The 12,777-nt window shown below is 67.2% G+C and carries 13 protein-coding genes; 6 read left to right on the forward strand and 7 right to left on the reverse strand.

Going from position 1 to position 12,777, the window contains the following annotated elements; translation table 11 throughout:
* Positions 1-13: 13 nt before the first annotated feature.
* The 3 genes from AC1DEZ_RS23635 to AC1DEZ_RS23645 all read right to left on the reverse strand — a co-directional run bounded on the left by AC1DEZ_RS23635 (position 14) and on the right by AC1DEZ_RS23645 (position 4,115).
* The gene (locus AC1DEZ_RS23635) at positions 14-628 is read right to left on the reverse strand and encodes a trimeric intracellular cation channel family protein (RefSeq protein ID WP_441513610.1); all 615 of its coding nucleotides are present in this window, start codon (positions 626-628) and stop codon (positions 14-16) included.
* Between the two features lie 4 nt (positions 629-632).
* Positions 633-1,232, reverse strand: coding sequence for a nucleotide exchange factor GrpE (gene grpE, locus AC1DEZ_RS23640; RefSeq protein ID WP_441513611.1), 600 nt, complete (start codon positions 1,230-1,232; stop codon positions 633-635).
* Between the two features lie 114 nt (positions 1,233-1,346).
* On the reverse strand, positions 1,347-4,115 hold the full coding sequence (locus tag AC1DEZ_RS23645; protein WP_441513709.1) for a [protein-PII] uridylyltransferase: 2,769 nt from the start codon (positions 4,113-4,115) through the stop codon (positions 1,347-1,349).
* 421 nt (positions 4,116-4,536) lie between these two features.
* On the opposite strand from AC1DEZ_RS23645, the gene AC1DEZ_RS23650 reads away from it, so the two are divergent.
* The gene (locus tag AC1DEZ_RS23650) at positions 4,537-5,250 is read left to right on the forward strand and encodes an ATP-binding cassette domain-containing protein (RefSeq protein ID WP_441513612.1); all 714 of its coding nucleotides are present in this window, start codon (positions 4,537-4,539) and stop codon (positions 5,248-5,250) included.
* Positions 5,251-5,292: 42 nt separating this feature from the next.
* Entirely contained in the window at positions 5,293-5,802 is a 510-nt protein-coding gene (locus tag AC1DEZ_RS23655; protein WP_441513710.1) for an OsmC family protein, read from the forward strand.
* Here the strand turns inward: AC1DEZ_RS23655 and AC1DEZ_RS23660 are convergent, their stop codons facing one another.
* On the reverse strand, positions 5,803-6,987 hold the full coding sequence (locus AC1DEZ_RS23660) for a DNA recombination protein RmuC (RefSeq protein ID WP_441513613.1): 1,185 nt from the start codon (positions 6,985-6,987) through the stop codon (positions 5,803-5,805).
* A 113-nt stretch (positions 6,988-7,100) separates the two neighbouring features.
* Between AC1DEZ_RS23660 and def the strand changes: the two genes are divergently transcribed.
* The 3 genes from def to truA are packed head-to-tail and all read left to right on the forward strand — an operon-like array spanning position 7,101 to position 9,421.
* Positions 7,101-7,640, forward strand: coding sequence for a peptide deformylase (gene def / locus AC1DEZ_RS23665; protein ID WP_441513614.1), 540 nt, complete (start codon positions 7,101-7,103; stop codon positions 7,638-7,640).
* Between the two features lie 57 nt (positions 7,641-7,697).
* Positions 7,698-8,627 carry a methionyl-tRNA formyltransferase gene (gene fmt, locus AC1DEZ_RS23670; protein ID WP_441513615.1) on the forward strand — a complete coding sequence of 310 codons (930 nt, stop codon included), beginning with the start codon at positions 7,698-7,700 and terminating at the stop codon, positions 8,625-8,627.
* Between the two features lie 53 nt (positions 8,628-8,680).
* Complete coding sequence (gene truA / locus AC1DEZ_RS23675) at positions 8,681-9,421, forward strand: tRNA pseudouridine(38-40) synthase TruA (RefSeq protein ID WP_441513616.1); 741 nt, start codon at positions 8,681-8,683, stop codon at positions 9,419-9,421.
* A 7-nt stretch (positions 9,422-9,428) separates the two neighbouring features.
* Here truA and AC1DEZ_RS23680 read toward each other — a convergent pair whose 3' ends face one another.
* The 3 genes from AC1DEZ_RS23680 to AC1DEZ_RS23690 all read right to left on the reverse strand — a co-directional run bounded on the left by AC1DEZ_RS23680 (position 9,429) and on the right by AC1DEZ_RS23690 (position 11,845).
* A complete protein-coding gene (locus AC1DEZ_RS23680; protein ID WP_441513617.1) occupies positions 9,429-10,013 on the reverse strand; it encodes a hypothetical protein in 585 nt (194 codons plus the stop codon).
* A 68-nt stretch (positions 10,014-10,081) separates the two neighbouring features.
* Complete coding sequence (gene dapE / locus AC1DEZ_RS23685; RefSeq protein ID WP_441513618.1) at positions 10,082-11,293, reverse strand: succinyl-diaminopimelate desuccinylase; 1,212 nt, start codon at positions 11,291-11,293, stop codon at positions 10,082-10,084.
* Positions 11,294-11,413: 120 nt separating this feature from the next.
* Complete coding sequence (locus AC1DEZ_RS23690) at positions 11,414-11,845, reverse strand: DUF805 domain-containing protein (protein WP_441513619.1); 432 nt, start codon at positions 11,843-11,845, stop codon at positions 11,414-11,416.
* Between the two features lie 234 nt (positions 11,846-12,079).
* Here AC1DEZ_RS23690 and AC1DEZ_RS23695 point away from each other — a divergent pair, with 234 nt between their 5' ends.
* Entirely contained in the window at positions 12,080-12,694 is a 615-nt protein-coding gene (locus tag AC1DEZ_RS23695; protein ID WP_441513620.1) for a ribonuclease D, read from the forward strand.
* Positions 12,695-12,777 lie beyond the last annotated feature (83 nt).

The following is a 12,777-nucleotide window of genomic DNA, read 5'->3' on the forward strand; positions in this document are numbered from 1 at the left end:
ATAAAACAAAGGCCTAGAGTTTTCCGGGCAGGCCCGGGAATGCCCAGCCCCACAGCAGCGAACCGGCCCTGAGCCCGAATCCGGCTGTCAGGCCGCCCAGCATGACGACCGCGGTCGGAACGCCGAGCCCCACCAGCAGGGCAGTGACGGCCGCTCCGGCTGTCGCCGCGGTGACATAGAAATCGCGGCTCCAGAGCACCATCGGCCTGTCGCCGGCCAGAATGTCGCGCAGGATGCCGCCGAAACTGGCGGTCATGGCCCCGAGCGCCACGGCTGACAGGACCGGCGCGCCGGCCGAAAGTCCCTTGAAGGTGCCGATGACGGCGAAAAGGGAAAGCCCGGCCGCGTCGGCCCAGATCAGCACCTTGCGGCCGGCCCAGCCCTCGAGGAGCCCGGGCCGGAAATAGGCCGTCGTCCAGGCGCTGAGCGCCACCACGACGCAGACCGCGACATCGGACGGGTCGTTCACCCAGAACGCGCTGTTCCCGAGCAGGACGTCCCGCAACGTGCCGCCGCCGGCGCCGGTCACGGTCGCCAGCAGGATGAAGCCGAAGGGGTCCATCCCCTTGCGGGCCGCGACGATCGCGCCGGTCAGCGCGAAGATGGCGACGCCGGCAGCCTCGAACACGGCGTCAGTGCTTGGGTGCGTCGCCGGCCGGCGGTTCCGCAGCCTTCGGCGCGCCGGCCGAGACGCCGACCAGCGCCGGGCGCAGGACGCGCTCGCCGATCTTGTAGCCGACCTGCACCACCTTCGAGACGAGGCCCTTGGCGATCGCGGCGTCGGGCGCCTCGAACATAGCCTGGTGCAGGTGCGGGTCGAACTTCTCGCCCTGCGGGTCGATACGGCGCACGCCGTGACGTTCCAGCGTTTTCAGCAACTCGCGCTCGGTCAGCTCGACGCCTTCATGCAGTGCCTTGGTGGCGGCGTCGGCCGTCGTCAGGGCTCCCTCCGGCATGCTTTCCAGGGCGCGCCGCAGATTGTCCGAGGAGCCGAGCATGTCGCGCGCGAAGCTCGTCACCGCATAGGCCTTCGCATCGGCGATCTCGCGCTCGGTGCGGCGGCGCAGATTCTCCATCTCGGCCAGGGTGCGCAGCAGCTTGTCCTTGAGGTCGTCGCGCTCGGCCTGGAGCTTCGCGACCAGGGCTTCGGTGCCCTCGGTGGCCGCGGCCTGCTCGGGGGCATCGGCCGCGGCTTCGAGATTGGGGTCTTGCGTCGCAGGGTTCTGCGTCATTGTGTCTTCAGGTCCCTTTGTCTGGCTGGCTGCGCCGCTCCTTGCCGAGCCGGGGCCGGTCACGTCGGGGCGCTGCCGCGTTCGTGCCGGATATCGGCCTTATAGCCCGTTAAATCAAGCGCGAGCTGGCATTTTGACCTTGGTGGGTGCCGGCTTCTCGGCCTCGAGCGTGAAGACGTCGAGCAGCGCCTTGCGGATCGAGAGCTGCCGTCCTGTCGAGACGATCTTTGCATGGGTCAGGTCGGTGACGTAGAACACGTCGACCGCCTTCTCGCCGAAGGTCGCGATATGGGCCGAGGCGATATTAAGGTTGAGCTTTCCGATTGCGGTGGTGAGATCGTAGAGCAGCCCCGGTCGGTCGAGGCCGGAGACCTCCAGCACGGTGTGGCGCGTCGAGAGCACGTTGTCGATGATGACCTCGGGCTGCACCTGGAAGGTCTGGCCGCGGGGCGGCGGCGCCCGGCGCTGGGCCACCAGATCGGCGATCTTGATCTCGCCCTTCAGCGCCCGCTCGATCGCAGCCGCGATCCGCTCGGCGCGGCGCAGTTCGTCGTCATCGCGATCGAAGGCGCGCGAAACCGAGATGGTATCGAGCACGAGCCCGTCGCTGGTGGTGAAGATCTGGGCGTCGACGATGTTGCCGCCGGCCGCCGCGCAAGCCCCGGTGACGATGGCGAGCAGCCGCGGATGGTCGGGCGCGAGAACGGTAAGCTCGGTGACGCCGCGGAACTGGTCGGTCTCGACGATGGTCGCGGTGGTCCGCCCTGCCTGCTCGGCCTCGCGCAGGAAGCGGGCGTGCTTCTCCTGGCGGTCGGGATCGACCTTGATCCAGTAGGCCGGGTAATGGCGCGCAATATAGGCGTCGCGCTCCTCGCTGCTCCAATCCGCCAGGCGCTGGCGCAGCGCGTCCTGCTTCACGGTGACCCGTGCCTTGCGCTCGACGGCCGAATGGCCGCCGGCCAGCACGAGCTCGGTCTCGTAATAGAGCGTGCGCAGCAACTGGCCCTTCCAGCCGTTCCAGACGCCGGGGCCGACTGCCTTGATGTCCGCCACGGTGAGAACGAGCAACAGCTTCAGCCGCTCCAGGGTCTGCACCGTCGCCGCGAAGCTCTCGATCGTCTTGGGGTCGCCGAGGTCGCGGCTCTGCGCCACGGTCGACATGTCGAGATGGTGCTCGACGAGCCACGCCACCGTCTCGGTCTGGGCGCTGGTCAGGCCGAAGCGCGGGCCGAGCTTGCGCGCGATGCGGGCACCGGCAAGCGAATGGTCGTCCGGCCGCCCCTTGGCGATGTCGTGCAGGAACAGCGCGACATAAAGCGCGCGCCGGTTGGCGATGGTCGGCATGATCTCGTTGGCGAGCGGGTGCTCCGCCTCGAGCGCGCCGGCATCGATCTCGGCGAGAACGCCGATCGCCCGGATCAGATGCTCGTCCACCGTATAGTGGTGGTACATGTTGAACTGCATCATCGCCACGACGCGTCCGAAATCCGGGATGAAGCGGCCGAGCAGGCCGGATTCGTTCATGCGACGCAGCACAACCTCCGGCGAGCGCCGGGCGGTGAGGATTTCGAGGAAGATGCGGTTGGCTTCCGGGTCGTTGCGCAAGCCCGGCGTCACCAGCCTCAGCGATTGCGTCACCAGACGGCTTGCGCCGGGGTGGATCGCGAGATCCTCGCGGCTGGCGATTTCGTAGAGCCTGAGCAGATTGACCGGATCACGTTCGAAGGCGCTGTCGTCGATGACGTTGAGGCGCTGGCTCGTCAGTTTGAAGTCGCGATGGCCGAGGGAGCGTTCGCGCTTGCGCTTCGCCAGTGTGTCGAACAGCCGCGAGAGCGTCGCGCGCGGCTTCTGCTGGCGCGCTTCCAGCGCGGCGCAGACGATGGCGGTGAGGTCGCCGACATCCTTGGCGATCAGGAAGTAGGCCTTCATGAAGCGCTCGACGGGGGCTTGGCCGCTGCGGCCGACATAGCCGATGGCGGCGGCGACCTGGCGCTGCAGGTCGAAGGAGAGCCGCTCCTCGGCGCGCCCCGTGATGAAATGCAGCCAGCAGCGCACGCGCCAGAGGAATTCCTCCGACCGCTGGAACATCTGCAGCTCGTCCTCGTCGAAGAGCCCGGCCGCGACCAGCTCGCGCACGTCGTCGACGCGGTAGGAGTATTTGGCGATCCAGAACAGCGTGTTGAGATCCCGCAGCCCGCCCTTGCCGTCCTTGACGTTCGGCTCGACCAGATAGCGGGAGGCGCCGGCCCGTTGCACCCGCGTCTCGCGTTCGGCGAGCTTCGCCTCGGTAAAGGCGGCGGCCGTGCCCTCCACCACCTCGGCATTGAAGCGACGAGTCATCTCGTCGAACAGCGCCCGGTCGCCCACCAGGAAGCGCGCTTCCAGCAAGGCCGTGCGGATCGTCATGTCCGCCCGCGCTTCGCGCACGCAATCGTCGATCGAGCGTACGGAATGGCCGACCTTCAGCTTCAGGTCCCAGAGCGGGTAGAGCATGGATTCGACCACGCTCTCGCCCCAGGCCGTCTGCTTGTGCGGGAAGAGGAAGAGCAAATCCACGTCGGAGCCCGGCGCCAGCGTGCCGCGGCCATAGCCGCCGACGGCAACGACCGCGATCCGTTCCGATTGCGAGGGGTTGTCGGCCGGATAGAAATAAGAGGCCGCGGCCTTGTGCAGCCCGATGACGACGGCATCCATCACCGCCGAGAGCCGGTGCGCGCAGGCGAGGCCGCCGCGCGGACCCGTCAGGATTGCCTTGGCCGAAACCCGGCCGTCGTCGAGCAACTGCCGCAGCCCGGCCACGAGCAACTGCCGCTTCTCCGCCTTGTCCTTGCGCCGTGCCGCCTCGAACAGCTTCGCGATGCCCGCCTCCGGGTCGTGCAACATGTCGGAGAGGGCGAGCGTGGGCGTTGTGGAGGAGGCTGTCACGTGGGCACGGTTCCGTCGTCTGGGGCTGTTCTAGCACGCGTGGAAAGGGGACGAGAGGGTTAAAATCCACGGATGCTTCCTGGTGATTGGCCAATTGACGGTCGTGATTGTGTTGTTTGACAAGCAGAACGATCGGACCTGAAAGGCGGATGCGCGTCCTTGCGCGACGAGGCCCCGCATCAGGAAAAGGCGGCCGAAAATGCCGGCATGTGGCGGTGAGTATCGTTTGACAAAAAGGACAATCGGACCTTAGAAGAGGACACGCGCCGATTTGAGCCTCAGCTTGCGGGCGCGAAACAAATGCAGCTAAAGCGCGGGAACGACGGGACGGCCCGATGCCGTCTGCGCTCCTTCCGCCTTGTTATGGATGGAGCCAGCGATGTCGGCCGCTCTTCACGATTTCTCCCGCTCTCCCGAATACGCTCCGCCGCGCCCCAGGGCTGGCGAGGTCGTCGCCCTGCTCGGTGCGCCGGAGGTGCGTGGGGCGGCGCTGCGAGCATTCGCCGGTCTGCGGGGCGATGAGGAAGCGGCGATACCGACGACTGAGATCGGCCTGCTCTGCGCCCGGCCGCGCTTCTTTCCCTGGCTCGATCTGACCGAGAACCTGGCTTTTGTCCTCCCGAATGTGACGCCGTTCGAGCGCGAGGGCCTGATCGCCAATGTGCTGGTTCGCCTCCGCCTCTCCGGGCAGGCGAAGCAGCGGCCCGCTGCGCTCTCGCCCGAGGAGCTGCTTCGGCTCGCCATCGCCCGCCTCTTGCTGGTCAGACCGCGGCAGCTGCTGATCGACGAGCCCTTTGCGGCGCTCGATGCCGATGCGCGCGTTCGGCTCACCGCCTTCCTGCCGGAACTTTGTATGCAAGCGCGCCCCGCCGTCGTCATCGCCACGGGCTCCGTCGAGGAGGCCCTGCGCCTGGCCGATCGCATCCTCGTCCTGCCGCGGCAGCCGGGGCCGGTCGCTTTCAACCTCGACAATCTGCTGGCGCGTCCGCGCGAGGAGGGCTCCGTCGGCTTCGTCACCTTGCGTCGCGAATTGCGCCGGGCGCTCGAAAAGGAAAGCCAGCCCGCCGTGCCGCAGGTGGAGGCGGCGGCCTGAAGCGGCTACAAGCCGGCTGACCGGTTCAGAAGGATCACGATGATGGACGTCACCGCGCTGCGTGCCTTGCAGGCTCCTCTCAAGGACGAATACCGCACCAATCCTGAGGCTGCGGTCATCACGCTCAAGGCCCATGGCGAGCTCGACGATCAGCGCATCGCCTGCAAGGTCGAGACGGGCCGGGCTATCGCGCTCGCCGGCCTGCATCCCGCCTCAGGCGGCTCGGGCGCCGAGCTCTGCTCCGGCGACATGCTGCTGGAGGCGCTGGTCGCCTGCGCCGGTGTGACGCTGAAGGCGGTAGCCACCGCCCTCGAGATCGAGCTGAAGAAGGGCGTCGTCCGGGCCGAGGGCGATCTCGATTTCCGTGGCACGCTCGGCGTCGCCAAGGATGCGCCGGTCGGCTTCCAGGCCATCCGCCTCTTCTTCGACGTCGAGAGCGACGCGCCGCAGGAGAAGCTCGACACGCTGCTCAAGCTCACCGAGCGCTACTGTGTCGTTTTCCAGACGCTGAACGTGAAACCTGAGCTTTCGGCGGTGCTCAGCCGCGGCTGATCACTCCGCCGCGGCCTTCAGCTCCAGCCCCTTGGCGAAGGGCAGCTTGGGCTCGCTTTTCTCGTCCTCGAAATCGAGCGCGCCGATCTTCTCGGCGCGGCTGGTGACCTTGCCGGCCGAGGTTTTGATCTGGCCGACATCGTCCTGCGCCTGGCGGAAATGGGTATCGAGCTTGTCGACCCGCTCGCCCAGCCGGCGGACGTCGTCGAGCAGCTTGCCGACCTCGGTCTGGATGACCTGCGCCTCTTCCCGCATGCGCGCATCGCGCACCAGCGACTGCATCAGCTGGATCGCCAGCGCCAGCAGCGAGGGCGAGACGATCATCACCCGCGCCCGGTGCGCGCGCTGCACGACATCGTCGAAATGCTCGTGCAGGTCGGCATAGATCGATTCCGACGGAACGAAGAGCAGCGCGACATCCTGCGTCTCGCCGGGCAGGAAATAGCGTTCGGCGATATCCTTCACATGCACGCCGACATCGCTGCGCACGCGCTGGCCGGCGGCCTTGCGTGCGTCGTCGCCGCGTGCCTCGCGCAGCAGCGTGAAGCTCTCCAGCGGGAACTTGGCGTCGATGACGAGGCCGCGCCCGTCACCCGGCAGGGTCACGAGGCAGTCCGGCCGGCGCCCGTTCGAAAGCTGCGGCTGGAACGTGAAGAAGGCGGCGGGCAGGCCGTCGCGGACGATCGCTTCCATCCGGCCCTGGCCATAGGCCCCGCGCGCCTGCTTGTTGGCGAGCACGTCCCTGAGCGTCACCACTTCGGAGGTCAGGTCGGTCAGGTTCTTCTGGGCGGTGTCGATGACCGCGAGCCGCTCCTGCAGCTTGCCGAGGCTTTCGGTGGTCTGGCGGACATTTTGTTCGAGGCCCTGGCCAACCTTGTGGCTAAGCCCGTCCATCCGGTCGGCTACGAGCCGGGCAAGATCGCCCTGCCGCGTCGAGAGGATTTCGGCCATGGACTGCATCCGGCCGGCGAGTTCCGCCTGCTGGCGGTTCATCTCCGCGACCTTGTCGTCCATTTCGCGGGCGCGCTCGGCCGCCATCGCGACCTCAATCGCGCGGCTCCTGCCGCCACGCCAGCCGGCGATCACGGCCATGAGCAGGAGCACAAGGCTCAGGGCTGCGAAGCCGAGGGCGGCTTCGGCCCAGCTCACCGGGCGCTCCAGCAGGGTGAAGGCGATCTCGTTCATGCGCCGAGCCTAGCCGATTCGATGAGCAATGGCGAACGAAAGCGGAACAGTTTGACCGCTTGCCCACAAATGCTTATGTCCCGGGCTCAACAGCTCTTTCTCCTTGGAATCCCATGTCCGTTCGCCCGCTCGTCATCCTGCCCGACGCCCAGCTTCGCCTTGTTTCGAAGCCGGTCGCGGCTGTCACGCCCGAAATCAAGGCGCTGGTCGCGGACATGTTTGAGACGATGTACGACGCACCGGGCATCGGGCTCGCCGCCATCCAGATCGGCGTGCCGCTGCGCGTGGTGACGATCGACCTCTCGAAGCCGGAGGCGAAGGAGGGCGAGGAGCCGGAACCGAGAAAGCCGCAGGTCTTCATCAATCCGGAGGTCACCTGGTCCTCGGAGGAATTCAACGTCTATGAGGAAGGCTGCCTCTCGATCCCGGAATATTACGAGGAGGTCGAGCGTCCCGCAGAGGTGAAGGTCCGTTATATGGATCTCGACGGCAAGACGCTGGAGATCGCAGCCGATGGCCTGCTCGCCACCTGCCTGCAGCACGAGATCGACCATCTCGATGGCGTGCTCTTCATCGATCATCTCTCGCGGCTGAAGCGCGAGCGCGTCACCAAGAAATTCGCCAAGGCGGCCAAGCGCGAGCGGGCTGCGTAATCGGCAGGCTGTTTCATTCTTCCGGTGCCATGCCGGAGCTGAGGTAAAGTCGAGCGTATGAGTTTGCGCGTCATTTTCATGGGCACGCCGGATTTCGCCGTGCCGGTCCTGACCGAGATCGTCGGGCAGGGGCATGAGGTCGTCTCCTGCTACACCCGCGCCCCGGCGCAGGCCGGCCGCGGCCTCGATCTCAAGCCCTCGCCTGTGCACAAGGCGGCGGAGCGCTTCGGCATCCCGGTCTTCACGCCCGCGACGCTGAAGACGCCGGAGCAGGCCGAGATCATCGCCTCGCATCAGGCCGATGTCGCCGTCGTTGTCGCCTATGGCATGATCCTGCCCCAGGCGATCCTCGATCTGCCCGAGCTCGGCTGCCTCAACCTCCATGCCTCGCTGCTGCCGCGCTGGCGCGGCGCGGCGCCGCTCCAGCGCGCGATCATGGCCGGCGATGCCGAAACCGGCGTCTGCGTGATGAAGATGGAGGCGGGGCTCGACACCGGCCCTGTCGCCATGGTCGAGACGCTGCCGATCGGGCCCGACCTGACCGCCGGCGAACTGCACGACCAGCTCAGCATCCTCGGTGCCGATCTGATGGTGCGCGCACTCGCGGCGCTGGGCCGCGGCGGCCTGCAGTTCACGCCGCAGCCGGAAGAAGGCGTCACCTATGCCGCCAAGATCACCAATGCCGAGGCCAAGCTGAACTGGACGCTGCCGGCGCAACTGGTGCATGACCGGGTGCGCGGCCTCTCGCCCTTCCCGGGCGCCTTCGCCGAGATCGACCTCGGCAAGGGGCCGGAGCGGCTGAAGATCCTGCGCACGGCGCGCGCTGGCGGCGCGGCCGAGCCGGGCACGCTGCTCGATGACGAGGGCACCGTCGCCTGCGCCGTCGGGGCGGTGAAGCTGCTGCAGGTCCAGCGCGCCGGAAAGGCGCCGATGAGCGGGGCCGAGTTCCTGCGCGGCGCGCGGCTCGGGGCCGGCGACAAGCTTTAACGGAGCGGGCCGTTGTCCAAAAACCGCTTCGCACTTTTTGGCGGCCAGCTCTGATGCCGCGCTATAAGCTCGTCATCGAATATGACGGCACGCCGTTTTCGGGCTGGCAGCGCCAGGCGAGCGACCCGTCCGTGCAGCAGCGCGTCGAGGAGGCGGTCGAGGCCTTCTGCGGCCACCCCGTCCGGCTGCACTGCGCCGGGCGCACGGATGCCGGCGTCCACGCCACGCATCAGGTCGCCCATGTCGATATCGACAGGGAATGGCGGACCGACGTCGTACGCGATGCGAGCAATGCCCGGCTGAAGGCGCGCTTCCCGGTCAGCGTGCTCAGCGCCGAGATCGTCCCCGATGATTTCGACGCCCGCATTTCGGCAAAGCGCCGCTACTACATCTACCGCATTCTCGACAGGCGGGCGCCGCCCGCTCTCGATCGCGGCCGCGTCTGGCACGTTCCGGTGAAGCTCGACCACGAGGCGATGGACCGCGCCGCCAAGTCTCTGCTTGGAAAGCACGATTTCACGACCTTCCGCGCTGCCGAATGCCAGGCCAACAGCCCGATCCGTACGGTCGACCGGCTCGATGTCCGGCGCGAGGGCGCGGAGATCGTGGTCTACGCCCACGCCCGCTCCTTCTTGCATCATCAGGTCCGCTCGATCGTCGGCAGCCTGAAGATGGTCGGGGCGGGACGCTGGCCCGAGGAGAAGCTCGGCCAGATCCTGGCGGCGCGCGACCGTGCGCAATGCGCCGCCCTCGCGCCGTCCTGCGGGCTCTACCTCGCAGGTGTAGACTACTGAGACGGGCTCAGAACAGGCTGAACAGCCGAATCACGCCATAGTCGAGCACGATGCTGGCGATGACCAGCGGCAGCGCGATGCTGTGCCCTTCCGGGCCAAAGGCCGCACGCGCCACGCAATAGCGCAAGCGCAGCACGATCGCCGCGAAGAATGCCGCCTGCACCAGCGCCAGCTCCGGTGTCGACCACCCCAGCGCGAAGACGGCGGCGGGCACCGCCATGAGGCTGGCCGAAACGATGCCGGCCCAGTTCCAGGCGATGACGAAACTGGTGAACCGCGGCGCCTGCGCAAGCTCCGGGCGCAGCGCGATCAGCAGGGCCGGCACGGCGAGGATGGCGAGGCAGAGCGCGCCAATCACCGCCAGCACGAGCTCAGGCACGGTGAAGAGGCCGGCGCTGTTCGGCAGGCCGGCGAACAGGCGGGCCGCGGCGAGGATCGCGACGGTCGCCGGCAACATCAGCGCGAAGGCGAGGAAGGAGCGCCAGAAGCCGTCGCGGCTGAGGTCGAGTTCGGCAAGCGCTTCAGTGCCGCGGGTCATCAGATGCCAGGAACCGCGCAGCGAGCGCGCGATGTCGTCGGCGGCAAGCCTCATCACGATCTCCATTATCTGCGTTCTTAGACTTTCGTCTAACGGCGATAATGGCTCGCAGTTCCGGCGCGTCAAGCTTTATGTTGCGCTGCAAAATAGCTGGCGAGTAACCGATGCGTGATCCGCTCCAGTGCAGCGAGGTCGGCGACGGCCACGCTTTCGTCGATCTGGTGCATCGTCTTGCCGACGACGCCGTACTCGACGACAGGGCAAAAGCTTTTGATGAAGCGCGCGTCGGATGTGCCGCCGGTCGTCGACAGGGCGGGGGGCTTGCCGGTCTCGGCTTCGACGGCATCGCCGACCATCGCCACGAACGGGCCGGGCGCGGTCAGGAAGGCGACGGCGTTGGTCGGCTGGAAGCCGACCTCGTAGCGCACGGTGTTGCCCGCGGCCTCGTGCAGACGCCGCTCGATCTCGGCTGCGAGCGTCTCGGGCGTCCAGACGTCGTTGAAGCGGATGTTGAAGACGGCCCTGGCCTGGGCGGGGATGACGTTCGACGCGGGGTTGCCGACATCGACCGTCGTGACTTCGAGATTGCTCGGGTCGAAATGCTCCGTGCCGGTGTCGAGCGGCCCGGCGTCGAGCGCCGCCAGCAGCCGGACCATGCCGCGGATCGGGTTATCGGCGAGGTGCGGGTAGCCGACATGGCCCTGGATACCATGGACGGTGATCTGGCCGGTCAGCGAGCCGCGCCGGCCGATCTTGATCATGTCGCTCATCGTTGCCGGGTTGGTCGGCTCGCCGAGGATGCAATGGTCGAAGCGCTCGCCACGCTCATGCGCCCAGGCCAGCAGCTTCACCGTGCCGTTGACGGCGGGGCCCTCCTCGTCGCCTGTGACCAGAAAGGCGATGGAGCCGGGCGCATCGGGGTTCTCGCGGCGATAGCGGATCGCCGCCGCAACCATGGCGGCGAGGCCGCCCTTCATGTCGCAGGCGCCGCGCCCGTAGAGGGTCCCGTTCTCGATTGCGCCGTCGAAGGGCGCCCGTGTCCAGGCCGCCTCGTTGCCGACGGGCACGACGTCGGTATGTCCGGCGATGACGAAGACCGGGGCCTCGCTGCCGATGCGGGCATAGAGATTCTCGACATCCGGTGTGCCCGGCTCGCTGAAGACCGGGCGGTGGACTTCATAGCCTTCGGCCGTGAGCACGGCGGCGAGCAGGGCGAGCGCGCCGCCTTCCTGCGGCGTGACGGAGGGACAGCGCACCAGCGCCTGCGTCAGCGCGACCGGATCGGCGGGATCGAAGGAAAGGGCAGGGGCAGAGGCGGAGGGCGTCGTCGTCATGCCGCCGCTTTAAAGCATCGGACCAAAAAGTGGAATCGGCTCTTCGAAGAGATCCGATGCTCCGACAAAGAGTTAGATCGCACTTCCGGGCCGGCAGGACGCGCCGAGATCCGGCGCGCTTCAGGCTGAGCGGGAGCCGGCCTCGACGGCGACCAATGCCTCCGCCGGCCCGTCCTTGGCCGAAGGCATCAGGCCGAGATCGATGAAGGCGACCACCCAGGCGATGGTCGAGATCGCTTCCAGCGAAGGCCGCCAGCCGAGTGGCATGTAGAGACGCAGGTGCTCCGGCAGCACGATCGCGCAGATCAGCAGGATGCCGAAAAGCGGGCTGCCGCCCCGGTCAGTGGCGCGCTTGGCGGCCAGCGCCACCCAGGGAAACATAGCAAAAGCGTTTGTGAAGGCAAGGACGGTTCGCGCGATCTGGGGATCCGTCAGTTGGGGCAGGATCCGCTGCAAGGCAAGCAGAGTGAACGCGACGGCGGCGCTGCCGAGCCAGAAGGCCCGCAGGCCGATGCGGCCATCGAGATCGCAGAAAAGGCGAATCGGGGACATGCGTCGTGCTCCATTGTCACTCTTGTCGCATGCCTCAACGAAAGCTTGAAGCTTATAGTGAATAAAAGGTTAACGATAGGGTCGGCCAGTTGTGCCAAATCAGAAAGGGCTTGAACCAGCCATACGAGGCCGCTAGCTGCGGAAGGCGTGCCGCTCCGGCGCGGTCTGCTGCCGTTCCATTCCCGTGAGTACCGTTTAAGGGCGCCTCAGCGCGGCCCGAGTGAGGTTTCGAGCATGACCATCCGTTTTCATCGCGGCGATCTGCCTGACGGCTACGAGGCCGGTTCGAGCGTTGCGATCGACACCGAGACGCTCGGCCTCAACCCGCATCGCGATCGGCTCTGCGTGGTTCAGCTCTCGCGTGGCGACGGCACGGCGGACGTCGTCCAGATCCTGAAGAGTGGCGAGCGGCCCAAGAACCTGATCCGCCTGCTCGAAGACCCGGCCGTGCTGAAGCTCTTCCACTTCGCGCGCTTCGACGTGGCCGTGTTGCGCCACGCTTTCGGCGTGGTAACGGCCCCGGTCTACTGCACCAAGATCGCCTCGAAGCTGGTCCGCACCTATACGGATCGCCACGGCCTGAAGGATCTGGTGCGGGAGCTACTCGGCGTCGAGCTCTCGAAGCAGCAGCAATCCTCGGATTGGGGTGCGGACACGCTCAGCGAGGCCCAGCTCGCCTACGCCGCCTCCGACGTGCTGCATCTTCACGCGCTCCACGCCAAGCTCGAGGCGATGCTGGCGCGCGAGGGCCGCAGCCATCTCGCCCAGGCCTGCTTCAACTTCCTGCCTTACCGCGCCGAGCTCGATCTGGCCGGCTGGGGCGAGACCGACATTTTCGCTCACACTTGACAATTTCGAAGGGTTCTTGCGTCAGTCTGCGGCGAAGACTGGCGCGAGGGGCGCGCCCGTCCGGTCTGGAGCGGGCGGCGCGG

The sequence above is a fragment of the Allobosea sp. 10L422 genome (genome assembly GCF_056395345.1).